General features: G+C 59.9%; 21 protein-coding genes. 14 read left to right on the forward strand and 7 right to left on the reverse strand.

From position 1 onward, the window contains the following. Positions 1 to 25: 25 nt before the first annotated feature. The 4 genes from fmt to QLG12_RS21680 all read left to right on the forward strand — a co-directional run bounded on the left by fmt (position 26) and on the right by QLG12_RS21680 (position 4,181). Positions 26 to 985: a methionyl-tRNA formyltransferase gene (gene fmt / locus QLG12_RS21665; protein ID WP_011331745.1), complete on the forward strand. Its 960-nt coding sequence runs from the start codon at positions 26 to 28 to the stop codon at positions 983 to 985. Further along, complete coding sequence (gene rsmB / locus QLG12_RS21670) at positions 982 to 2,292, forward strand: 16S rRNA (cytosine(967)-C(5))-methyltransferase RsmB (RefSeq protein ID WP_197868975.1); 1,311 nt, start codon at positions 982 to 984, stop codon at positions 2,290 to 2,292. Before fmt ends, rsmB begins: the two co-directional genes overlap by 4 nt. A gap of 22 nt (positions 2,293 to 2,314) precedes the next feature. Beyond that, positions 2,315 to 3,691, forward strand: coding sequence for a Trk system potassium transporter TrkA (gene trkA / locus QLG12_RS21675; RefSeq protein WP_064379627.1), 1,377 nt, complete (start codon positions 2,315 to 2,317; stop codon positions 3,689 to 3,691). A gap of 175 nt (positions 3,692 to 3,866) precedes the next feature. Continuing rightward, entirely contained in the window at positions 3,867 to 4,181 is a 315-nt protein-coding gene (locus tag QLG12_RS21680; protein ID WP_236192496.1) for a tetratricopeptide repeat protein, read from the forward strand. A 51-nt stretch (positions 4,182 to 4,232) separates the two neighbouring features. Here the strand turns inward: QLG12_RS21680 and QLG12_RS21685 are convergent, their stop codons facing one another. Both QLG12_RS21685 and tag read right to left on the reverse strand, forming a co-directional pair. After that, entirely contained in the window at positions 4,233 to 5,120 is an 888-nt protein-coding gene (locus tag QLG12_RS21685) for a lysophospholipid acyltransferase (protein WP_085713088.1), read from the reverse strand. 40 nt (positions 5,121 to 5,160) lie between these two features. Then, on the reverse strand, positions 5,161 to 5,718 hold the full coding sequence (tag, locus tag QLG12_RS21690) for a DNA-3-methyladenine glycosylase I (protein ID WP_064379633.1): 558 nt from the start codon (positions 5,716 to 5,718) through the stop codon (positions 5,161 to 5,163). 81 nt (positions 5,719 to 5,799) lie between these two features. Between tag and glyQ the strand changes: the two genes are divergently transcribed. The 4 genes from glyQ to QLG12_RS21710 all read left to right on the forward strand — a co-directional run bounded on the left by glyQ (position 5,800) and on the right by QLG12_RS21710 (position 10,210). Then, positions 5,800 to 6,753, forward strand: coding sequence for a glycine--tRNA ligase subunit alpha (gene glyQ / locus QLG12_RS21695; RefSeq protein WP_003187265.1), 954 nt, complete (start codon positions 5,800 to 5,802; stop codon positions 6,751 to 6,753). After that, positions 6,750 to 8,804: a glycine--tRNA ligase subunit beta gene (gene glyS, locus QLG12_RS21700; protein ID WP_064379634.1), complete on the forward strand. Its 2,055-nt coding sequence runs from the start codon at positions 6,750 to 6,752 to the stop codon at positions 8,802 to 8,804. Before glyQ ends, glyS begins: the two co-directional genes overlap by 4 nt. A gap of 4 nt (positions 8,805 to 8,808) precedes the next feature. Further along, the gene (gene gmhB / locus QLG12_RS21705; RefSeq protein ID WP_197869043.1) at positions 8,809 to 9,348 is read left to right on the forward strand and encodes a D-glycero-beta-D-manno-heptose 1,7-bisphosphate 7-phosphatase; all 540 of its coding nucleotides are present in this window, start codon (positions 8,809 to 8,811) and stop codon (positions 9,346 to 9,348) included. A gap of 82 nt (positions 9,349 to 9,430) precedes the next feature. Beyond that, positions 9,431 to 10,210 (forward strand): lysophospholipid acyltransferase family protein, encoded by a 780-nt coding sequence (locus QLG12_RS21710; protein WP_197868971.1) that lies wholly within the window; start codon positions 9,431 to 9,433, stop codon positions 10,208 to 10,210. Between the two features lie 157 nt (positions 10,211 to 10,367). Here QLG12_RS21710 and QLG12_RS21715 read toward each other — a convergent pair whose 3' ends face one another. Beyond that, positions 10,368 to 11,909: an ATP-binding protein gene (locus QLG12_RS21715; protein ID WP_282475206.1), complete on the reverse strand. Its 1,542-nt coding sequence runs from the start codon at positions 11,907 to 11,909 to the stop codon at positions 10,368 to 10,370. Positions 11,910 to 12,075: 166 nt separating this feature from the next. Here QLG12_RS21715 and QLG12_RS21720 point away from each other — a divergent pair, with 166 nt between their 5' ends. Then, positions 12,076 to 12,792: a response regulator transcription factor gene (locus QLG12_RS21720; protein ID WP_197868969.1), complete on the forward strand. Its 717-nt coding sequence runs from the start codon at positions 12,076 to 12,078 to the stop codon at positions 12,790 to 12,792. A 62-nt stretch (positions 12,793 to 12,854) separates the two neighbouring features. Here the strand turns inward: QLG12_RS21720 and gyrB are convergent, their stop codons facing one another. From gyrB to dnaA, 4 genes are read right to left on the reverse strand one after another with little or no spacing between them, the layout of a single operon-like run. Continuing rightward, a complete protein-coding gene (gene gyrB, locus QLG12_RS21725; RefSeq protein ID WP_085686140.1) occupies positions 12,855 to 15,272 on the reverse strand; it encodes a DNA topoisomerase (ATP-hydrolyzing) subunit B in 2,418 nt (805 codons plus the stop codon). A gap of 5 nt (positions 15,273 to 15,277) precedes the next feature. Continuing rightward, positions 15,278 to 16,381, reverse strand: coding sequence for a DNA replication/repair protein RecF (gene recF, locus QLG12_RS21730; RefSeq protein ID WP_282475207.1), 1,104 nt, complete (start codon positions 16,379 to 16,381; stop codon positions 15,278 to 15,280). Between the two features lie 14 nt (positions 16,382 to 16,395). Next, entirely contained in the window at positions 16,396 to 17,499 is a 1,104-nt protein-coding gene (gene dnaN / locus QLG12_RS21735) for a DNA polymerase III subunit beta (protein WP_007954131.1), read from the reverse strand. A 39-nt stretch (positions 17,500 to 17,538) separates the two neighbouring features. Further along, positions 17,539 to 19,062: a chromosomal replication initiator protein DnaA gene (gene dnaA / locus QLG12_RS21740; RefSeq protein ID WP_064379644.1), complete on the reverse strand. Its 1,524-nt coding sequence runs from the start codon at positions 19,060 to 19,062 to the stop codon at positions 17,539 to 17,541. 567 nt (positions 19,063 to 19,629) lie between these two features. Between dnaA and rpmH the strand changes: the two genes are divergently transcribed. The 5 genes from rpmH to mnmE all read left to right on the forward strand — a co-directional run bounded on the left by rpmH (position 19,630) and on the right by mnmE (position 23,557). Next, positions 19,630 to 19,764: a 50S ribosomal protein L34 gene (rpmH, locus tag QLG12_RS21745; RefSeq protein ID WP_003213577.1), complete on the forward strand. Its 135-nt coding sequence runs from the start codon at positions 19,630 to 19,632 to the stop codon at positions 19,762 to 19,764. A gap of 16 nt (positions 19,765 to 19,780) precedes the next feature. Then, complete coding sequence (gene rnpA / locus QLG12_RS21750; protein ID WP_011336726.1) at positions 19,781 to 20,182, forward strand: ribonuclease P protein component; 402 nt, start codon at positions 19,781 to 19,783, stop codon at positions 20,180 to 20,182. Further along, entirely contained in the window at positions 20,175 to 20,420 is a 246-nt protein-coding gene (gene yidD / locus QLG12_RS21755; RefSeq protein WP_010465488.1) for a membrane protein insertion efficiency factor YidD, read from the forward strand. The genes rnpA and yidD overlap by 8 nt, the downstream gene beginning before the upstream one ends. A 2-nt stretch (positions 20,421 to 20,422) precedes the next feature. Continuing rightward, positions 20,423 to 22,105: a membrane protein insertase YidC gene (gene yidC / locus QLG12_RS21760; RefSeq protein ID WP_197868967.1), complete on the forward strand. Its 1,683-nt coding sequence runs from the start codon at positions 20,423 to 20,425 to the stop codon at positions 22,103 to 22,105. An 81-nt stretch (positions 22,106 to 22,186) separates the two neighbouring features. After that, positions 22,187 to 23,557: a tRNA uridine-5-carboxymethylaminomethyl(34) synthesis GTPase MnmE gene (gene mnmE, locus QLG12_RS21765; RefSeq protein WP_197868966.1), complete on the forward strand. Its 1,371-nt coding sequence runs from the start codon at positions 22,187 to 22,189 to the stop codon at positions 23,555 to 23,557. The last annotated feature ends 37 nt before the right edge of the window (positions 23,558 to 23,594 follow it).

A 23,594-nucleotide genomic window follows, 5' to 3' on the forward strand; every position in this document is an offset into this window, starting at 1 on the left:
CTTTTTCTTTTTATGAGACTCCCCCATGACTGAGCCACTGCGCATCGTTTTTGCCGGCACCCCGGAATTCGCCGCCGAACACCTCAAGGCCCTGCTGGACAGCCCTTACGAGATCGTTGCGGTCTACACCCAACCGGATCGCCCGGCCGGTCGCGGACAAAAACTGATGCCGAGCCCGGTCAAACAGCTTGCCCTGGAAAACAATATCCAGGTGTTGCAGCCGCCGACCCTGCGCAACGCCGACGCTCAGGCCGAGCTCGCTGCGCTCAAGCCGGATTTGATGGTGGTGGTTGCCTACGGCCTGATTCTGCCGCAAGCAGTGCTGGATATTCCGCGTCTGGGTTGCATCAACAGCCACGCCTCGCTGCTGCCACGCTGGCGCGGTGCGGCGCCGATCCAGCGCGCCGTGGAAGCGGGCGACGCCGAGAGCGGCGTGACCGTGATGCGCATGGAAGCCGGCCTGGATACCGGGCCGATGCTGCTTAAAGTCGTGACCCCGATCAGCGCCGAAGACACCGGCGGCAGCCTCCATGATCGCCTGGCCGAAATGGGCCCGCCCGCCGTGGTGCAGGCAATTGCCGGTCTGGCCGCCGGCACCCTGGAAGGCGAAGTGCAGAACGACGAACTCGCCACCTACGCACACAAACTGAACAAGGACGAAGCACGCATCGACTGGAGCCGCCCGGCCGTTGAGCTGGAACGTCTGGTCCGTGCCTTCAATCCATGGCCGATCACCCATAGCACGCTCAACGGCGAAGCGCTGAAAGTGCTGGCAGCGACACTGGCCGAAGGCAAAGGCGCACCGGGCACCATCCTCGGCGCCAGCAAGGACGGTCTGATCGTCGCCTGTGGCGAACAGGCGCTGTGCCTGACCCGTCTGCAATTGCCCGGCGGCAAGGCGCTTAACTTCAGCGATCTGTTCAACAGCCGTCGTGAGAAATTCGCCACCGGCATCGTGCTGGGTGCAGCGGTGGACGCGCAATGAACCCGCGTCTGGCCGCCGCCAAGGCACTCGCCGCTGTTCTCAGTGGCAAGGCTTCGCTCAACAGCTCCCTGCCTACACAACTGGACAAGGTCGAGGATCGCGATCGCGGCTTCACTCAGGATCTGGCGTTCGGCACCGCGCGCTGGCAGCCACGGTTGTCGGCGCTGGCGGAAAAACTGCTGCAAAAGCCGTTCAAGGCGGCGGACGCCGATGTCGAGGCGCTGCTGCTGGTCGGTCTCTATCAACTGCTCTATACCCGCGTCCCGCCACACGCCGCCATCGGCGAAACCGTCGGTTGCGCCGACAAGCTGAAAAAACCGTGGGCCAAAGGCTTGCTCAACGCCGTACTGCGCAATGCCCAGCGCGAACATGAGGCGATCTTCGCCGAACTGGAACGCGATCCGGTGGTGCGCACCGCTCACCCGCGCTGGCTGCAAAAATCCCTGAAGGCCTTCTGGCCTGAGCAATGGGAAGCCATCTGCGAAGCCAACAACGCGCATCCGCCGATGATCCTGCGGGTCAACCGCCGTCATCACAGCCGGGACGCGTACCTGGGTCTGCTGACTGAAGCGGGTATCGCCGCGCAGCCGTGCATTTTCAGTCGCGACGGTATCGTGCTGGAGGCCGCCGCCGACGTGCGCAGCCTGCCGGGCTTCGCCGAAGGCTGGATCAGCGTGCAGGATGAAGCCGCGCAACTGGCCGCCGACCTGCTCGACCTCGCACCGGGCCAGCGAGTGCTGGACGCCTGCTGTGCACCGGGCGGCAAGACGTGCCACATCCTCGAAGCCGAACCGGCGCTGGCCGGCGTGGTGGCGGTGGACCTGGAAGCCAAACGTCTGGTGCGAGTGAAGGAAAACCTTGAGCGTCTCGGCCTGAACGCCGAACTGATCGCCGCCGACGGTCGCGACACGGCAGCGTGGTGGGACGGCAAACCGTTCCAGCGCATCCTGCTCGACGCGCCGTGCTCGGCCACCGGGGTGATCCGCCGTCACCCGGACATCAAGCTGACCCGTCAGGCCGACGACATCGCTGCCCTCGCGCAACTGCAAGGCGAACTGCTCGACGCGATGTGGAAAACCCTCGAAGTGGGCGGCATCCTGCTCTACGCCACCTGCTCGACCTTGCCGACCGAGAACACCGAAGTGATCGCCGCGTTCCTTGAGCGCACACCGGGTGCCCGGGAACTGGATCTGGCCACCGCCGCCGGGATCAAGCAGCCCCATGGTCGCCAATTGCTGGCCCAGCAGGGCGGGCATGACGGGTTCTATTACGCCAAGCTGATCAAGATCGCTGCCGCGCGCGGCTAAACGGATTCAACGGAGTGACTGGATGAAAATCATCATCCTCGGTGCGGGACAGGTCGGCGGTTCGCTGGCTGAACATCTGGCCAGCGAGGCCAACGACATCACGGTGGTCGACACTGACGGCGACCGTCTGCGCGATCTTGGCGACCGCCTCGACATCCGCACCGTGCAGGGCCGTGGCTCGCTGCCGACCGTGCTGCGTCAGGCCGGTGCCGACGACGCCGACATGCTGGTGGCGGTGACCAACAGCGACGAAACCAACATGGTTGCCTGCCAGGTTGCTCACACCCTGTTCCACACCCCGACCAAGATTGCCCGGGTGCGCGAAGCTTCGTACCTCACCCGCGAGGAGCAACTGTTCCAGAACGAGGCGATTCCGGTCGACGTGCTGATCAGTCCCGAGCAGGTCGTCACCAACTACATCAAGCGTTTGATCCAGCACCCTGGCGCGTTGCAGGTGATCGATTTCGCCGAAGGCCAGGCGCAACTGGTCGCGGTGCGCGCCTATTACGGCGGGCCGCTGGTAGGCCAGCAACTGCGCCAGTTGCGCGAGCACATGCCGAATGTGGAAACCCGAGTGGCCGCGATTTTCCGCCGCGACCGACCAATCCTTCCTCAGGGCGACACGGTGATCGAGGCCGACGACGAAGTCTTCTTCATCGCCGCCCGTGCGAACATTCGCGCGGTGATGAGCGAAATGCGCCGGCTCGACGAAAGCTACAAACGCATCGTCATCGCCGGCGGCGGGCAGATCGGCGAGCGCCTGGCCGAGGCCATCGAAAGCCGCTATCAGGTAAAGATCATCGAGATGAACCCGGCACGCTGCCGTTATCTCTCCGATACCCTCGACAGCACCGTGGTGCTGCAGGGCAGCGCGTCGGATCGCGACCTGCTGCTGGAAGAGAACATCGCCGACGCGGACATCTTCCTCGCGCTGACCAACGATGACGAAGCCAACATCATGTCGTCGCTGCTGGCCAAGCGTCTGGGCGCGAAGAAGGTAATGACGATCATCAACAACCCGGCCTACGTCGACCTGATCCAGGGCGGCGACATCGACATCGCCATCAGCCCGCAACTGGCGACCATCGGCACCTTGCTGGCCCACGTGCGGCGCGGCGATATCGTCAGCGTGCACTCGTTGCGGCGGGGCGCGGCGGAAGCCATCGAAGCGGTGGCCCATGGCGATTCGAAGTCGAGCAAGGTCATCGGCAAGGCCATCGAAAACATCGCGCTGCCACCGGGAACCACCATCGGCGCGATCATCCGCGATGAAGAAGTGATCATTGCCCACGACGACACGGTGATCGCAGCAGGCGACCACGTGATCCTGTTCCTTGTGGATAAAAAGCATATTCGCGATGTGGAGAAGCTGTTCCACGTGGGCCTGAGTTTCTTCTGATTTTCGTCATTGACTGCACTGGTCCCATCGCTGGCAAGCCAGCTCCCACATCGTTCTCGGGTGAACATGGCAATTGTGAACAAACGAAGGTTCTGTGGGAGCTGGCTTGCCAGCGATGGCGGTTTCAGCAACACCATGATTCTGACCTGACACTTCTCATGCAAGGAGTCCACCGATGATCGAATCCCTGGAAAAAATGCTCGCCAAGGGTGTGGATAACTCGCTGCTCCGCTTCGGCCTGGGCAAGGGCTATCTGGATCTGGGGGACAATGCGAAGGCGGCCGAGCATTTCCAGCGGTGTGTCGGCTTCGATCCGAAGTATTCGGCTGCTTGGAAACTGCTGGGCAAGGCGCAACTGGCGCTGGGTGACCTGACGGCTGCGCGGCAGGCGTGGGAGCAGGGGGTGGAAGCGGCCCGGGCCCATGGCGACAAGCAGGCCGAGAAGGAAATGACGGTGTTTCTGAAGAAGCTCGATCGGCAGAAACCGTGACGGCTGTGGATATCCCGTTTGATCAGGTTATCCACAATTGCCCAGGTCTGATCAGTACCAGCGCGCCTCACCCGGAGGACGCTTCTTGAAGCGCTTCATGCTCCACATGTACTGGCTCGGATAAGCCGCCACATAACGCTCGACCACCTGACTCATCGCCGCGCAGGAGGTTTCGGTGTCGGTGCTGTACATGGCTTCCGGCGCCGCTTCGAGGATCACCTTGTAACCGGAACCGTCCGGCAGGCGCAGGGCATGCAGGAACACCCCAACGGCTTTGCCACCGGCGAGCATGTTCGGCACGAACTTGCTGGTCAGGGCCTGGGTGGCGAAGAACGGCACGAAGATCCCGGCGGATTCGGCCGGTTCCGGGTCCGCAGGAATCCCCACCTGACCGCCCTTGCGCACTTCCTTGATGACACTGAGAATGCCTTCCTTGGTCGACGCCGCTACGCGGTTGCCCAATTGCACCCGCTGCTTGCGCAGCAATTCATCCACAGCCTTGAGCTTGGGCGGGCGGTAGAAAATGATCGGTTTGCACTGGCTGCAATAGAAGTGGTTGAGCACTTCCCAGTTGCCCAGGTGGCTGGTGATGCCGACTACGCCTTTGCCTGACGCCAATGCATCCTTGAGGATGTCGAGGCCTTCGACCTCGCGCACCAGGTCAATGGAACGCTGGGCCGGCCAGATCCAGGCGCAAGCGCTTTCGGTCAGGGACTTGCCGATGTCTTTCAGGCTCTGGCCGACCAGACGCTCGCGTTCGGCCGGATCCATCTGTGGAAAACATTTGGCCAGGTTGATCCGCACCACATCCCGGGAACGGTTGGGGGTTTTCCACATGATCCAGCCGATCGCCGAACCCACGGCCTGCACGGCCCGCCACGGAAGCAGGGCAAACAGCCGCAGAGCGCCAACCAGCATGGCGCCTTTAAACTTTTCCACAGGTCACTCCTGATCTTGTGCTGTGCGCGAGGCGGCCATTCTAACCGCCGTTGGCGAGCTGCGCGTAGCGGTCGCAGTCCTGAGTGTGATCCATGACCATGCCCGAGGCCTGCATCAACGCATAGCAAATGGTTGGACCGACGAAGGTGAAGCCGGCCTTTTTCAGGCCTTTGCTCATGGCCACGGCTTGCGGGGTAATGGCCGGGACTTCGCTGCGATCCTTGAAATGATTGATCACCGGGCGGTTATCCACAAACGACCAAAGGAACGCCACCGGATCTTCCAGCGCCAGCCAGGCCTGAGCGTTGCGTCGAGCGGCATTGAGCTTGAGGCGGTTGCGGATGATCCCCGGATCGAGCATCAATTGATCGATTTCCGCGTCGCTCATCTGCGCCACGCGCTGTACGTCGAAGCCGAACAGCACCTCGCGATATCGCTCACGTTTGCGCAGCACGGTGATCCACGAAAGCCCGGCCTGGAACCCTTCGAGCAAAAGCAACTCGAACAAACCCTGCGCATCGCGTAGCGGCGTGCCCCACTCCTGATCGTGGTAAGCCATGTACAGCGGATCTTCGTTGCACCAAAAGCAGCGTGGCATAAGGCTCCAGGGGGTGGAGGTGCGACTGAATCGGGTATACTCCCGCTCTTTAAATCGCAGCCCAAGAAACAGGTGAATTTCGTGAGCCAGCCTACGCCAGCCGTGCGTACCTTCCAAGACTTGATCCTCGCGCTCCAGCAATACTGGGCCGAGCAAGGTTGTGTGGTACTTCAGCCCTACGATATGGAAGTAGGCGCCGGCACTTTCCACACCGCGACATTCCTGCGCGCCATCGGCCCGGAAACCTGGAACGCCGCCTACGTGCAGCCAAGCCGCCGTCCGACTGACGGCCGTTACGGCGAAAACCCGAACCGTCTGCAGCACTACTACCAGTTCCAGGTCGTCCTGAAGCCGAACCCGGACAATTTCCAGGAGCTGTACCTGGGCTCGCTCAAGCATGTCGGCCTGGACCCGCTGGTCCACGACATCCGCTTCGTCGAAGACAACTGGGAATCGCCGACTCTCGGCGCCTGGGGTCTGGGCTGGGAAGTCTGGCTGAACGGCATGGAAGTGACCCAGTTCACTTACTTCCAGCAGGCGGGCGGCATCGAGTGCTACCCGGTGACCGGCGAGATCACCTACGGTCTGGAGCGTCTGGCCATGTACCTGCAGGGCGTGGATTCGGTCTACGACCTGGTCTGGGCTGACGGTCCGTTCGGCAAAGTGACCTACGGCGACGTGTTCCACCAGAACGAAGTGGAGCAGTCCACCTACAACTTCGAACACGCCAACGTCGACAAGCTGTTCGAGCTGTTCGATTTCTATGAAAGCGAAGCCAAGCGCCTGATCGAACTCGACCAGCCGCTGCCGTTGCCAAGCTACGAAATGGTCCTGAAGGCCTCGCACACCTTCAACCTGCTGGATGCGCGCCGGGCGATCTCGGTGACTGCGCGTCAGCAATACATTCTGCGCGTTCGCACCCTGGCGCGTTCCGTCGCCCAAGCCTACCTGCTGGCCCGCGCCAAGCTGGGCTTCCCGATGGCAACCCCGGACCTGCGTGACGAAGTACTGGCCAAGCTGGAGGCTGCACAATGAGTGCTCAAGATTTTCTGGTTGAACTGGGCACCGAAGAACTGCCACCCAAAGCCCTGAATACCCTGGCCGAAGCGTTCCTGGCCGGTATAGACAAGGGCCTGCAAGCTGCCGGCCTGAATTACGAGAGCAAAACCGTCTACGCCGCGCCGCGTCGTCTGGCTGTGCTGATCACCGCGCTGGCCACCCAGCAGCCGGATCGCAGCATCAACCTCGACGGCCCGCCACGTCAGGCCGCATTCGATGCCGAAGGCAACCCGACTCAAGCGGCACTGGGCTTCGCCAAAAAGTGCGGCGTAGAGCTGAGCGAAATCGACCAGAGCGGTCCGAAACTGCGCTACAGCCAGAACATCGCCGGCAAGCCGACCGCCAGCCTGCTGCCGACCATCGTCGAAGACTCGCTGAACGACCTGCCGATCCCGAAACGCATGCGTTGGGGTGCGCGCAAGGAAGAGTTCGTGCGTCCGACCCAATGGCTGGTAATGCTGCTCGGCGACCAGGTCATCGACTGCACGATCCTCGCGCAGAAGGCTGGCCGTGAGTCCCGTGGCCACCGTTTCCATCACCCGCAAAGCGTGCGCATCGGTTCGCCGTCCAGCTACCTGGCCGACCTGCGTGCCGCCTACGTGCTGGCCGATGCCAACGAGCGTCGCGAAATCATCAGCAAGCGCACCGAAGAGCTGGCAACCCGTCAGGAAGGCACCGCGATCGTGCCTCCTGCGTTGCTCGACGAAGTGACCGCGCTGGTCGAGTGGCCGGTGCCGCTGGTGTGCTCGTTCGAGGAACGTTTCCTCGACGTGCCGCAGGAAGCGCTGATCACCACCATGCAGGACAACCAGAAGTACTTCTGCCTGCTGGATGCCGACGGCAAGTTGCTGCCGCGTTTCATCACTGTGGCCAACATCGAATCCAAAGACCCGCAGCAGATCATCGCCGGTAACGAGAAGGTGGTTCGCCCACGCCTCACCGACGCCGAGTTTTTCTTCAAGCAGGACAAGAAGCAGAAGCTCGAAGCCTTCAACGATCGCCTGCAGAACGTGGTGTTCCAGGAAAAACTCGGCAGCGTCTACGACAAGGCCGAGCGCGTGTCGAAACTGGCGGCGTACATCGCCGCACGCATCGGCGGCAACGCTTCGTGGGCTGCCCGCGCAGGCCTGCTGTCGAAGTGCGACCTGGCCACCGAAATGGTCGGCGAGTTCCCGGAGATGCAAGGTGTCGCCGGCTACTACTACGCCCTCAATGACGGCGAGCCGGAAGACGTCGCCCTGGCGCTGAACGAGCAGTACATGCCACGCGGTGCCGGCGCTGAACTGCCAGCCACCCTGACCGGTGCGGCCGTGGCCATCGCCGACAAGCTCGACACCCTGGTCGGCATCTTCGGCATCGGCATGCTGCCGACCGGTAGCAAAGACCCGTATGCCCTGCGCCGTGCAGCACTGGGCGTGCTGCGGATTCTGATCGAGAAACAACTGGATCTGGACCTGAACGACGCCGTGGCGTTCGCCGTGAATGCGTTCGGTGCCAAGGTCAAGGCTGCCGGCCTGAACGACGCGGTGCTGGAGTTCATCTTCGACCGTCTGCGTGCCCGTTACGAAGACGAAGGCGTGGATGTCGCCACCTACCTGTCGGTACGTGCCCTGAAGCCGGGTTCGGCGCTGGACTTCGACCAGCGTGTGCAAGCGGTTCAGGCCTTCCGCAAACTGCCGGAAGCGGCAGCGCTGGCGGCGGTTAACAAGCGCGTATCGAACCTGTTGAGCAAGGTGGAAGGCTCGGTACCGACCGAAGTCCAGGCCAAGTACTTCGACAACGCCAACGAGTTCTCGCTGTACTCGGCGATCCAGCAAGCGGACCAGGCTGTACAGCCAATGGCCGCAGCGCGTCAGTACAACGAATCGCTGGCACGCCTGGCCGCCCTGCGCGAGCCGGTGGACGCGTTCTTCGACGCGGTGATGGTCAATGCCGAAGACGCCAATGTGCGGGCCAACCGTTACGCGCTGCTGGCGCGTCTGCGTGGCCTGTTCCTGGGCGTTGCCGACATTTCGCTGCTGGGTTGAGGGACTGCTGTTGAAACTGCTGATTCTCGATCGGGACGGAGTGATCAATTACGACTCCGACGCTTACATCAAGTCGGTGGAGGAGTGGATTCCGCTGCCCGGCTCGATCGAAGCGATTGCGCAGTTGAGCAAGGCCGGCTGGACGGTGGCGGTCGCCACCAACCAGTCGGGCATTGCTCGCGGCTACTACGACCTCGCCACCCTTGATGCCATGCACGCGCGCCTGCGCGAACTGGTGGCGGAGCAGGGCGGTGAAATCGGGCTGATCGTGTATTGCCCGCATGGGCCGGACGAAGGTTGCGACTGCCGCAAGCCGAAACCGGGGATGTTGAAAACCATCGCGCAGCATTACAACGTCGCGCTGACGAATGTCTGGTTCGTCGGCGACAGCCTAGGTGACCTGGAGGCCGCCAAAGCCGTCGATTCACAGCCCGTTTTGGTAAAGACCGGGAAAGGCGAAAAGACTCAGGCCAAGACCTTGCCGGTGGGCACCCTGATTTTTGACGATCTCGCGGCGATTGCCGCAGAACTTATCCACAACTAGAGTGCTTCTGAAGTTCCTGACCAGGGATTGATCGGGAGTGCGCTTGAACAGTCGGGCATTGCCCGTAACGGTAAACGTCGCCATGTCGATACTGCAGGCCATCAGAATCTTCCTCTTTTACCTGCTGCTGGGCACCACCGCCCTGCTGTGGTGCAGCCTGAGCTTTTTTATCGCGCCCTTTCTGTCGTTCAAGGCGCGCTATCGTTTCATCAACGTGTACTGGTGCCGTTGTGCCTTGTGGTTGACCAAGGTGTTTCTCGGTATCCGTTACGAAGTCAAAGGCGCGGAAAACGTGCCTGACCGGCCCTGCGTGATTCAATCGAACCACCAGAGCACCTGGGAGACGTTCTTTCTTTCCGCTTATTTCTCGCCCTTGAGCCAGGTGCTCAAGCGCGAATTGCTGTACGTGCCGTTCTTCGGCTGGGCGATGGCCATGCTGCGGCCGATCGCGATTGACCGCGACAACCCGAAAGCCGCCCTCAAGCAGGTCGCGGCGAAAGGTGATGAGTTGCTCAAGGACAATGTCTGGGTGCTGATCTTCCCTGAAGGCACTCGCGTTCCTCATGGCACCATCGGCAAGTTCTCCCGCAGTGGCAGCGCATTGGCGGTGAATGCGGCGCTTCCGGTACTGCCGATTGCACACAATGCCGGGAAATTCTGGCCGAAAATCGGTTGGGGTAAAAAGCAGGGTGTGATTACCGTGATCATCGGTGAGCCGATGTACGCCGAGGGCAGTGGTCCCCGCGCCATCGCTGATCTGAACGACCGGGTGCAGGCGTGGAACGAGAAAACCCAGCGGGAAATGGGCTCGCTGCCTCCGGCCCCTCAGGCACCGGCTGCGAACAATCAGATCGCTGTCTGAGTTTTGTGGATAACCTGTGTACGGTTTGTTCGTAAAGTCCCGAATTATCAAATTAAGTGACTGATTTACTTATATATTTCCGAAGCTGATAAAACACCGTAAAAGGTGCATAAGTTTTTTTCGGAAGTAAGGAAACCGGCTGATATAGCCGGTTTTTTTATGCCTGCTCTTCGGGAATCAGCGGCAGTTCCAGACAAAACGTCGTACCTTTATCGACCACGCTCAGACACTCGATCCGACCGCCATGGTGATCCACCACGGCTTTGACCATCGACAACCCCAGGCCCACGCCATCGATACCCTGCGCAGAGGAAAAACGCCGGTACTGACTGAACAGGTCGGGCAGTTCCTCTGCAGCGATGCCTTTACCTTGATCGGACAGTTCACAACGCAGCCAATCGTCGTGGCAACTGACACGCAGGCCGACGGTGGATTCGGCCGGGCTGTACTTGATTGCATTTTCCAGCAGGTTGAACAGCGCGCGGGTCAACAAACCCTGATCGGCCATAATCAGACGCTCCTGTGATTGTTCGTCCATGTCGCTCAAGAGCTCGATGCGTTTTTGCTGAGCGATGGGCAACGCCTGATCCAGCACGTCCATGACCAGCATCCCGAACAGACTCGGTTGAAACTGATACGCCTCGGACTCGGCCCGGGCCAACAGAACGAAGCCATCGGTCAGTTCCAGCGCCCGACGGACCTGGCGTTCAATCTGTTCGAACAGCGGCGAATCAGTCCCCGTCTGATGCCGGTGTACTTCGAGCAGGGCAAGAATCGCCGAGTGGGGAGCGCGCAGGTCATGGGACAGGAAGCGCAGCAACACACCGCGCTGTTCCTCGGCGGCGCGTTCGGCGCTCAGGTCAGTGAGACTCAGCAGCCAGCCAATCGGTATGTCGCCATCCACTGGTAACAACGCGGCACGTTCCAGGCGCAGGCTACGTTCCTTGTGATCGCGGAACTCCAGCAGAGGCAGCTCGGACAGCGGCGGGCGCGGCATTGTGGATAACTCCGGGTAGCCCAGGCGCGCCAGCTGCTCGAGGACATCCTCGCCCACCAGAGTGTGATCGAACAGGTTCCGGGCCTTGCGATTGCCCAACAGGACCTGCCCTCGAGGATCACTGATCAGGGTTGCAACCGGCAGATACTCCAGCCCATCGGCAATGAAGCGGCGGGTATCGCGGGTGCGGCTCATGGCTTGCTCAAGCGCCATGATCTGCCCCTGCAAGCGGTCGGCGCTGGGAAACTGCGCCCGACGTCGTTCGGGAAAGACTTTCGGTTCGCTGTCCAGCCGCGCCAGCTCCCAGCCGAAGTAGGTGAGCACTACACTCAAGCGACGCCAGTTCCAGATCAGATAGCCGAACAGCATGCCCAGCACCGCCGGCGTCGGCGACCACCAACGCCTCATCTCCGCCAGGCCTGCACTGGTCAGCAGCACGCCGGCCATTCCGCCCAATGTCAGCCAGAGCGCCAGACGCGGGCGCCACAGCAACAACCCGAGCACGCACGCGACCAAGGCAACTGAAAGTCCCGCGCCCATCAACGGGGCCGGGTCGTGCAAATTGATCTGCGCCCGCCAGGAAAGCAGTGCAGTCAGCGGCAACAGCACTAGACTTATCCACACCCACTCGCGCACCAGTTGCCGGAACAAACGCTGAACCTGGCTGGGTACGCGGCTTTCGTGTCGGCGGTGGTTATTCATGGGGAACAGGGCAGGGCGGGTTGAATGGTTTCATAGGCAACCGGTCTGAGGACGTAGACCCGAAGAATCATAGCGGCTCACCCCACGGCGTGCCGCTTACTTTCACTGCATGGAGTGAGCCGATCCGGTCGGCACCCATTGCCCGAGCGACAAGGAACCACCGCGTATGCGCGTTGCGATACTGGACGATGAACCCGCCGAACTGCGTCGGGTCGAGCAGACCCTGCAACAAATGGCCGAGGCCGGAGGACAGCCCTGGTCACTGCACAGCTTCGAAAGCGGCGAAGATCTGCTACGCCAGTTGCGCCGGGAAACCTTCGACCTGCTGATCCTCGACTGGCAATTGCCCGACCTCACCGGGCTGGCGCTGCTGCGCTGGACCCGAGAACACATGGAAGCGCCGCCAGCGGCCATCATGCTGACCAGCCGCGATGGTGAGAGCGATATCGTCCAGGCCCTGAATGCCGGGGCCGACGATTACGTCAGCAAGCCGTTTCGGCCCAATGAACTGAAGGCCCGCGTGGCGGCGGTACTGCGCCGGCACAGCCTGCAACGTAACGCCCCGGCCGACGTCCTGCGTTTCAATGACCTGGTGTTCGACGACGCCGAACTGACCGTCACCCGCGACGGGAAACCGATTGTCATGACCGAGCGCGAGTATCGCCTCGCCCATTGCCTGTTCAGTAACCTCGGCCGACCGCTGTCACGGGATTACCTGTACGAACGATTCTGGCCCCACGAAGAAATGTCCACGTCGCGACCGCTGGACACGCATATCTATCGCCTGCGCAACAAGCTCGGGCTGACGGCGGATCGAGGTTGGCAGTTACTGACGATCTATGGGTATGGGTATCGGTTGGAGAGTGTGGCAGCGGGGGAGTAAATCGCAGGCAATAAAAAAGGCCAACGCTGGTGCGTTGGCCTTTTCGTTGGTGCCGACCGGGATCAGAAATCCAGGTTGGACACCGCCAGAGCGTTGCTCTCGATGAAGTCACGGCGAGGTTCGACCGCATCACCCATCAGGGTGTTGAAGATCTGGTCTGCGCCAATGGCGTCTTCGATGGTGACTTTCAGCATGCGGCGCACGCTTGGGTCCATGGTGGTTTCCCACAGCTGATCCGGGTTCATTTCGCCCAGACCTTTGTATCGCTGAATGGTGTGGCGCTTGGTGCTTTCGGCCATCAGCCAGTCCAGGGCTTCCTTGAACTCGGTGACCGCTTTCTTGCGCTCGCCACGCTGGATGTACGCACCTTCGTCGAGCAGGGTGCTCAACTGAGCGCCGAGGGTGACGACGGTCTTGTAGTCGTTGCTGCCAAAGAAGTCGCGGTTGAAGGTGACGTAGTTCGACAGGCCGTGGGAGATCAGTTCGACCTCTGGCAGCCACACGCCACGCTCGCGGTCTTCACGCAGGCTGGCCTTGTAAACCAGGCCCGACTTCTCGACGGTGCGCAGACGGACTTCGTACTGGGCCAGCCAGTCCTGCATCTTCGCGTGATCGCCGAGCATTTCCAGGCTCACCGCCGGCAGGTAGATGAAGTGCTCGGTCAGCTCCTGCGGGTACAGGCGCGACAGACGCTTGAGGGTCTTCATCACCATGCGGAAGTCGTTCACCAGACGTTCCAGCGCTTCACCGGAAATACCCGGGGCGTCTTCGTTCAGGTGCAGGCTCGCATCTTCCAGGGCCGACTGCGTCATGTACTCTTCCATGGCGTCGTCGTCTTTGATGTATTGCTCTTGCTTGCCTTTCTTGACCTTGTACAGCGGCGGCTGGGCGATGTAGATGTACCCACGCTCGATCAGCTCCGGCAACTGACGGAAGAAGAAGGTCAGCAGCAGGGTACGGATGTGCGAACCGTCGACGTCAGCATCGGTCATGATGATGATGTTGTGATAGCGCAGCTTGTCGATGTTGTACTCTTCGCGACCGATACCGCAGCCCAGCGCGGTGATCAGGGTGCCCACTTCCTGGGACGAGATCATCTTGTCGAAACGGGCTTTCTCGACGTTGAGGATCTTGCCCTTCAGCGGCAGGATGGCCTGCGTCTTGCGGTTACGTCCCTGCTTGGCAGAGCCGCCCGCGGAGTCACCTTCCACGAGGTACAGTTCGGACAGCGCCGGGTCTTTTTCCTGGCAGTCAGCGAGTTTGCCCGGCAGGCCGGCGATGTCCAGCGCGCCTTTGCGGCGGGTCATCTCACGGGCCTTGCGCGCCGCTTCACGGGCACGTGCAGCGTCGATCATCTTGCCGACGACCAGTTTGGCTTCGTTCGGGTTTTCCAGCAGGAAGTCCGAGAAGTACTTGCCCATTTCCTGTTCGACCGCGGTCTTCACCTCGGAAGACACCAGCTTGTCTTTGGTCTGGGAGCTGAACTTCGGATCCGGCACCTTCACCGAGATGATCGCGGTCAGGCCTTCGCGGGCATCGTCACCGGTGGTGGCGACTTTGTGCTTCTTCGCCAGGCCTTCCTGCTCGATGTAGTTGTTCAGGTTACGCGTCAGTGCGGAACGGAAGCCCACCAGGTGAGTGCCACCGTCGCGCTGCGGAATGTTGTTGGTGAAGCACAACAGGTTCTCGTTGAAGCTGTCGTTCCACTGCAGGGCGATTTCCACGCCGATGCCATCTTCACGCTGGATGTTGAAGTGGAACACCTGGTTGACCGCAGTCTTGTTGGTGTTCAGGTATTCAACGAACGCACGCAGCCCGCCTTCGTATTTGAACAGCTCTTCCTTGCCGCTGCGCTCGTCCTTGAGGACGATACCGACACCGGAGTTGAGGAAGGACAGTTCACGAATGCGCTTGGCCAGGATGTCCCAGCTGAAGTGAATATTCTTGAAGGTTTCCTTGGAAGCCTTGAAGTGAATCTGAGTACCGGTCGTTTCGCTGTCGCCGACGATCGCCATCGGTGCCTGAGGCACGCCGTGGACGTAGGTCTGTTCCCAGATCTTGCCGCTGCGGCGAACGGTCAGGACCAGTTCTTCGGACAGCGCGTTCACCACCGATACACCTACACCGTGCAGACCGCCGGATACCTTGTAGGAGTTATCGTCGAACTTACCGCCGGCGTGGAGGACGGTCATGATGACCTCGGCGGCGGAAACGCCTTCCTCTTTGTGCACGTCTACCGGGATGCCACGGCCGTTGTCTTTAACGGTGATGGACTCATCCGGGTGGATGATGATGCTGATGTCGTCGCAGTGGCCGGCGAGGGCTTCGTCGATCGAGTTGTCGACCACTTCGAACACCATGTGGTGCAGACCGCTGCCATCGTCGGTGTCACCAATGTACATACCGGGACGTTTGCGCACGGCATCCAGGCCTTTCAGCACTTTAATGCTCGATGAGTCGTACGTATTTTCTTCGCTCAATGCCTTCACTCCCGATGGTCGTGGGTCTGGGTGATACGGCCCTGTTCCACGTGGAACAGAGCAACTGGCGTTTCCGTCTGCCAGCCTTCCCTCAATAATTCGTGATCTACACAGGTGATAAAAACCTGGCAGCGTAAGTCTTCCAGCAAGCGGCATAGCGCGCGTCGGTGGCACTCGTCCAGTTCGGACGGCAAGTCATCCACCAGATAAATACACTGGCCGCGTCGGGCCTGGCTCACCAGATGCCCCTGGGCAATCCGCAATGCACAGACAACCAACTTCTGCTGACCCCGGGACAAGATGTCCGCGGCGTTGTGTGCGCCCAATCTAAGACGCAAGTCAGCCCGTTGTGGCCCGGCCTGGGTATGACCCATCTGCTGGTCCCGTTGAACGGATCCGGCAAGCACGGCACTCAATTCCCGGTCCTTGTCCCAGCCTCGGTAATAGCTGAGCGTCAAACCTTCGAGCTCAACCAGTTCGCTCAGGGTTTGTTCAAAGACCGGTTTCAAGGCTTTGATATAAGCGCGGCGGTATTCATCGATTTCAGCGCTGGCCTGGCACAGTTCCCTGTCCCAAACCGCTTGCGAAACGGCGTCAAGTGTACCATGCCGCAGCCAGGAGTTTCTCTGGCGCAAGGCCTTCTGCAAACGCTGCCAGGTGGCCATGAACCGCGGCTCGACGTGGAACACGCCCCAGTCGAGAAACTGCCGGCGAATCTTCGGCGCGCCTTCCAGCAGGCGAAAGCTGTCGGGGTTGATCAACTGCAGCGGCAGGATCTCCGCCAGTTGCGCAGCGCTGCGAGCGTTCTGACCGTCAATGCGGATCTGGAACTCGCCCTGACGGTCACGAGATATGCCCAATGCGCTGTGGCCACCCTCGGCGAGCTCGACCTGGCCGAATACGGTGCAGGCTATCTGCTCGTACTGGATGACCGGCAACAGCCGCGTGCTACGAAACGAACGCGCAAGCCCCAGCAGGTGAATGGCTTCCAGAACACTGGTTTTGCCGCTGCCGTTGGCGCCGTAAAGAATGTTGATTCGGGGGGAGGGGGAGAAGGTCACCGGGTGCAGATTGCGTACCGCGGTGACCGAGACGCGACTTAAAGACATCCAGAGTCAGCTGATTACAGACGCATCGGCATAACAACGTAAGCCGAATCGTCGTTGTCGGACTCTTGCACCAGCGCACTGCTGTTGGAGTCGGACAGGATCAGGCGAACCTGCTCGGTGGTCATCACACCCAGCACGTCGAGCAGATAGCTGACGTTGAAGCCGATTTCCAGGGAGCCGCCGTTGTATTCCACGCCTACTTCTTCTTCCGCCTCTTCCTGCTCCGGGTTGTTGGCCTGGATCTTCAACTGACCGCTGGCCAGTTGCAGACGGATACCGCGGTACTTCTCGTTGGACAGAATCGCGGTACGGCTGAACGCTTCGCGCAGCGCCTGACGATCGCCCAGTACCAGCTTGTCGCCGCCCTTCGGCAGAACGCGCTCGTAGTCCGGGAACTTGCCGTCGACCAGTTTCGAGGTGAAGGTGAATTCGCCGGTGGTCGCGCGAATATGGTGCTGGCCCAGCACGATGCTGACGTTGCCGTCCGGCTCGGTGAGCAGACGTGCCAGTTCGAGAATACCTTTGCGCGGCACGATCACCTGATGGCGTTCCTGCTGACCGATGTCGGCCTGCATCGAGCACATGGCCAGACGGTGACCGTCGGTGGCCACGGCACGGATCACACCGGTCGACACTTCCAGCAACATGCCGTTGAGGTAATAACGCACGTCCTGCTGGGCCATGGCGAAACTGGTGCGTTCGATCAGACGACGCAGCTTGCTCTGTTCCAGGCTGGTGGTCAGCGAACCCGGACCTTCTTCCACAGTCGGGAAGTCGTTGGCCGGCAGGGTCGACAGGGTGAAACGGCTACGGCCGGCTTTCACCACCAGCTTCTGCTCGTCGACCTTGATGTCGATCAGCGCATCGTTCGGCAGGCTCTTGCAGATGTCCATCAGCTTGCGCGCAGGCACAGTGATGGAACCTGTCTCAGCCGGCTCCTCGAGTTGCACGCGACCGACCAGCTCGACTTCCAGGTCGGTACCGGTCAGCGACAGTTGCTGGCCATCGACAACCAGCAGCACGTTGGACAGTACCGGCAAGGTCTGTCGGCGCTCGACGACGCCTGCGACCAGTTGCAGGGGTTTCAACAGGGCTTCGCGTTGAATGGTGAAATGCATGGTCTAGTCCCTTGCCTTAATAAGCTGCGCTGGTGTTCATCAAGTGGTCAGTGTACGCAGCAGGTTCTTGTAGTCCTCGCGGATGTCCGCGTCGGATTCCTTAAGTTCGTTGATCTTGCGGCAAGCGTGCAGCACGGTTGTGTGGTCGCGACCGCCAAACACATCGCCGATTTCCGGCAGGCTGTGGTTGGTCAGTTCCTTGGACAATGCCATGGCCACCTGACGCGGACGAGCGACCGAACGCGAGCGGCGCTTGGACAGCAAGTCGGAAATCTTGATCTTGTAGTACTCGGCGACGGTGCGCTGAATGTTATCCACAGAGACCAGTTTGTCCTGCAGCGCCAACAGGTCTTTCAGGGATTCGCGGATCAACTCGATGGTGATGTCGCGGCCCATGAAGTGCGAGTGGGCGATCACGCGTTTCAGCGCGCCTTCCAGCTCACGGACGTTGGAGCGAATACGTTGGGCAATGAAGAATGCCGCATCGTGTGGCAACTCGACTTTGGCCTGGTCGGCCTTCTTCATCAAGATCGCGACGCGGGTTTCCAGTTCCGGCGGCTCGACGGCAACCGTCAGGCCCCAGCCGAAGCGGGATTTGAGGCGCTCTTCAAGGCCTTCGATTTCTTTCGGGTAGCGGTCACTGGTGAGAATGACCTGCTGGCCACCTTCAAGCAGGGCGTTGAAGGTGTGGAAAAACTCTTCCTGGGAACGTTCCTTGCGGGCGAAGAACTGAATGTCGTCGATCAGCAGGGCGTCCACCGAACGGTAGAAACGCTTGAACTCGTTGATCGCGTTCAGTTGCAGCGCCTTGACCATGTCAGCCACGAAACGCTCGGAATGCAGGTACACGACCTTGGCATTCGGGTTCTTCTTTAATAGGTGGTTACCCACCGCGTGCATCAAGTGAGTCTTACCAAGACCTACGCCCCCATAAAGGAAGAGCGGGTTGTAGCCGTGCTTCGGGTTGTCCGCCACCTGCCAGGCCGCCGCACGGGCGAGCTGGTTGGATTTACCTTCGACGAAGTTTTCAAAGGTGAAGGTGCGATTCAGGTAGCTGGTGTGTTTGAGCGCGCCTTCGACCTGCACGGTGCGCTGTTCGGCACGAACCGGCGCCTGTTGCGAAGCGGCACCAGCCATCGGATCGAAGCTGTCACGGGACGGCTCTTCACTGATTTCTTCGGTTTTCTGCGTCGAACGCTTGGTCGGTGCAGGCGTATGAGCTGGCGCTGGCGCACTGGCCGGCACTGCGTTGGCCTGAGCCTGGGACACTTGCGCCGCGGCCAAGGGTGCATTCGGCGCGGCACGCGGGGCCGAACTGCGTTTGCTGCCTATTAACAAGGAAAGCGACGGTGCCAGACCGTTGCCATGCTCATCCAGCAGTTCAAGGACGCGCCCCAGGTACTTTTCGTTGACCCAGTCCAGAACAAAACGGTTCGGTGCGTAGACGCGCAACTCGTCGCCTTCGGCTTCGACCTGTAGTGGACGGATCCAGGTGTTGAATTGTTGGGCAGGCAGCTCTTCGCGCAAAAGCTCCACGCACTGCTGCCAAAGTTCCACTGACACGGATATCCCCTAAGTTGAAAGCCGGTGAGGCAAAAACAAGCGGCCATTGTAGCGGCCAGTCGTCCACTTATCCACATGCAGGTTGCCCGGTGGACATGATTTATCAATGCGTTAAAGGAGAAAAAGGCGACCGACGGTGTGTGCATAAGCTCTGTGGATAACCCTATCTGAGCACACTGGACAACCGGGGGCGAAAGTCGGTGGATAACCAGCCTGTGGATAACCATCCATTCCACGCACAGGTTATCCGACAGTGCGGCACAGGCTGAACACGGTTTTCCACTGTAGTTGTCATTCTCTGTACACCGCTTGATACAAGGCCTTGAGCCAGTTATCCACAGAGAAGGGCATACCTAGCTTTTACAAGCTTTACAGAAAAGCTTTAAATAATTCCCTTCTTTATTTTTATCTCTGGCAAACGGGTAATCAGGTTCCGGACGCTCCGAAGATCTATTTATAAGGAAACGTTGGTTGGAAATTGACCTATGGACTTGCTTTCTCTAGAATCCCCGGTCTCTTAAAACGGGGGCCATTCCGGCCCGTTGTGGACGAACCAGGTAACACGACATGAAACGTACTTTCCAACCAAGCACTATCAAACGCGCTCGTACCCACGGTTTCCGTGCTCGCATGGCTACCAAGAACGGTCGTGCCGTACTGTCGCGTCGTCGCGCCAAAGGCCGCGCACGTCTGGCAGTTTGATAATCCGGCACTGGAGGTGAGTCAGGACTTCAGTCGGGAAAAGCGTCTGCTTACTCCCCGGCATTTCAAGGCAGTCTTTGACTCCCCTACCGGCAAGGTTCCGGGGAAAAATCTCCTGCTCCTTGCGCGCAACAACGATCTCGATCACCCCCGTCTCGGGCTGGTTATCGGGAAAAAGAGCGTCAAGCTCTCCGTCGAGCGCAATCGCCTCAAACGTCTGATGCGCGAATCGTTTCGCCTGCACCAGGATTCACTGGTCGGCTGGGACATTGTTATCGTCGCGCGCAAAGGTTTGGGTGACGTAGAAAACCCCGAATTGATTCAGCATTTCGGCAAACTCTGGAAGCGTCTGGCACGCAACAAGCCGGTACCAGCAGTCAAAACCGAAACTGTAGGGGTAGACAGTCCAGATGCGTAAACTGGCACTCGTTCCGATCCAGTTTTATCGCTATGCCATTAGTCCCCTGATGGCCAGTCACTGTCGTTTCTACCCCAGTTGTTCTTGCTACGCGTATGAAGCCATCGAAAATCATGGCCTTCTGCGCGGTGGCTGGCTGACCTTTCGTCGTTTAGGTCGCTGTCATCCGTGGAATCCCGGTGGTTATGACCCGGTTCCACCTATCCCTACCTCCCGTTCTTCTTCGATGGCCGAGTAATCATGGATATCAAACGCACGATCCTGATCGTCGCCCTGGCAATCGTGTCCTACGTCATGGTCCTTAAATGGAACCAGGACTACGGCCAGGCTGCCCTGCCGACTCAGAATGTTGCTTCCAGTACGACTACATCCGGTTTGCCGGACACCGCCACTGGCAATAACGCTGCCGCCAGTGACGATATTCCGCGCGCCGCAAGCGATACCAGCGCACCTGCCGAAACGCCGGTCGCCGCCAGCAAGGATCTGATCCAGATCAAAACCGACGTGCTCGATCTTTCGATCGATCCACAAGGTGGTGATGTTGCTCAGTTGACGTTGCCGCTGTATCCACGTCGTCAGGATCGTCCGGACGTTCCGTTCCAGCTGTTCGACAACGGTGGCGAACGTACCTATCTGGCACAGAGCGGTCTGATTGGCACCAACGGTCCGGATGCAAACCCGGCCGGTCGCCCGATCTACTCTTCGGAGAAGAAGACTTATCAACTGGCTGACGGTCAGGACCAACTGGTCGTCGACCTGAAATTCAGCAAGGACGGCGTCAATTACATCAAGCGTTTCACTCTGAAACGTGGCCTGTATGACGTGACCGTGACCTATCTGATCGACAACCAGAGCGCTCAGCCTTGGTCCGGTTCGATGTTCGCCCAGCTGAAACGCGACGCCAGCGCCGATCCTTCTTCCACGACTGCTACCGGTACCGCGACCTACCTGGGCGCCGCCCTGTGGACAAGTTCCGAGCCGTACAAGAAAGTGTCCATGAAGGACATGGACAAGGCTCAGCTCAAGGAAACCGTCACCGGTGGCTGGGTAGCCTGGCTGCAACATTACTTCGTGACTGCATGGGTTGCTCCGAAGGGCGAAAACAACATCGTCCAGACCCGTAAAGACAGCAAAGGCAACTACATCATCGGTTACACCGGTCCTTCGCTGACCGCTGCACCGGGTGCGAAAGTCGAAACCAGCGCTGTTCTGTACGCCGGTCCAAAAAGCCAGGCGGTGCTGAAAGAGTTGTCCCCAGGTCTGGAACTGACCGTCGACTACGGCATTCTGTGGTTCATTGCCCAGCCAATCTTCTGGCTGCTGCAACATATCCACAGCATCGTCGGCAACTGGGGCTGGTCGATCATCTTCCTGACCATGCTGATCAAAGGGATTTTCTTCCCTCTGTCGGCCGCCAGCTACAAGTCGATGGCCCGCATGCGCGCCGTGGCTCCGAAACTGGCTGCACTGAAAGAGCAACATGGCGATGACCGGCAGAAAATGTCGCAAGCCATGATGGAGCTGTACAAGAAAGAGAAGATCAATCCGCTGGGCGGCTGCTTGCCGATCCTGGTGCAGATGCCGGTTTTCCTTTCCCTGTACTGGGTTCTGCTGGAAAGCGTGGAAATGCGCCAGGCGCCGTTCATGCTGTGGATTACCGACCTGTCGATCAAGGATCCGTTCTTCATCCTGCCGATCATCATGGGCGCGACCATGTTCATCCAGCAGCGTTTGAACCCTACACCTCCGGATCCGATGCAGGCCAAGGTGATGAAAATGATGCCGATCATCTTCACCTTCTTCTTCCTGTGGTTCCCGGCGGGTCTGGTGCTGTACTGGGTGGTGAACAACTGCCTGTCGATTGCCCAACAGTGGTACATCACGCGTAAGATCGAAGCGGCGACGAAAAAAGCCGAGGCGTAACTTACTCTGTGGATAACACCACTCAAAACGCCCCCTAGTGGGGCGTTTTGCTATCTGCCATTTTTGTCTGGAAACCGGTTTATGAGCGCACCTCGTGAAACCATCGCAGCCGTCGCCACCGCTCAGGGCCGTGGCGGCGTGGGCATCGTTCGAATTTCGGGGCCGCTGGCCAGCGTCGCGGCCAAAGCCATCAGCGGCCGCGAACTGAAACCACGGTTTGCCCACTACGGCCCGTTCTTCAGTGACGATAAACAGGTGCTGGATGAAGGTCTGGCGCTGTATTTCCCGGGGCCGAACTCGTTCACCGGTGAAGATGTGCTGGAACTGCAGGGCCACGGCGGCCCGATCGTTCTCGACATGTTGCTCAAGCGTTGCCTGGAACTGGGCTGCCGTCTGGCCCGTCCCGGTGAGTTCAGCGAAAGAGCATTCCTCAATGACAAACTCGACCTGGCTCAGGCCGAGGCCATCGCCGACCTGATCGAAGCCAGTTCTGCGCAGGCTGCACGCAACGCGTTGCGTTCCTTACAGGGAGCGTTTTCCCAGCGTGTGCATAACCTCACCGAACAACTGATCGGCTTGAGGATTTATGTCGAGGCAGCCATCGACTTCCCTGAAGAGGAAATCGACTTCCTCGCCGACGGCCACGTGCTGAGCATGCTCGACAAGGTTCGTAACGAGTTATCCACCGTATTGCGCGAAGCCGGGCAGGGTGCATTGCTGCGTGACGGCATGACCGTGGTGATTGCCGGTCGTCCGAATGCCGGCAAATCCAGCCTGCTCAACGCCCTGGCCGGTCGCGAAGCCGCGATCGTGACCGAAATCGCCGGCACCACCCGGGATATCCTGCGCGAACATATCCACATCGATGGCATGCCGCTGCACGTTGTGGACACTGCCGGTCTGCGTGACACCGATGACCATGTGGAAAAAATCGGCGTTGAACGAGCATTGAAAGCCATTGGCGAGGCTGATCGAGTGCTGCTGGTCGTCGATGCCACAGCACCTGAAGCTGCCGACCCGTTCGCCCTGTGGCCTGAATTCCTCGAAACCCGGCCGGACCCGGCGAAGGTCACGTTGATCCGTAACAAAGCTGATCTCACCGGCGAACCCATTGCCCTGGAAGTCAGTGACGATGGCCATGTAACGATCAGCCTGAGCGCCAAATCCGCTGGTGAGGGGCTGGACTTGCTGCGCGATCACCTCAAGGCCTGCATGGGCTACGAACAAACGTCGGAAAGCAGTTTCAGCGCACGCCGCCGGCACCTGGAAGCCCTGCGTCATGCCAGTGATGCTCTGGAACATGGACGTGCCCAGCTGACGTTGGCGGGTGCTGGTGAACTACTGGCCGAAGACCTGCGTCAGGCCCAGCAGTCTCTTGGGGAAATCACTGGAGCGTTCAGCTCGGATGATCTGCTGGGACGGATCTTTTCCAGCTTCTGTATCGGCAAATGACAAAAGGGGCTGTGGACATTTTATCCACAGCCCTTTT

The sequence above is a fragment of the Pseudomonas sp. V88_4 genome (genome assembly GCF_029967985.1).
Classification (GTDB): domain Bacteria; phylum Pseudomonadota; class Gammaproteobacteria; order Pseudomonadales; family Pseudomonadaceae; genus Aquipseudomonas; species Aquipseudomonas glycinae.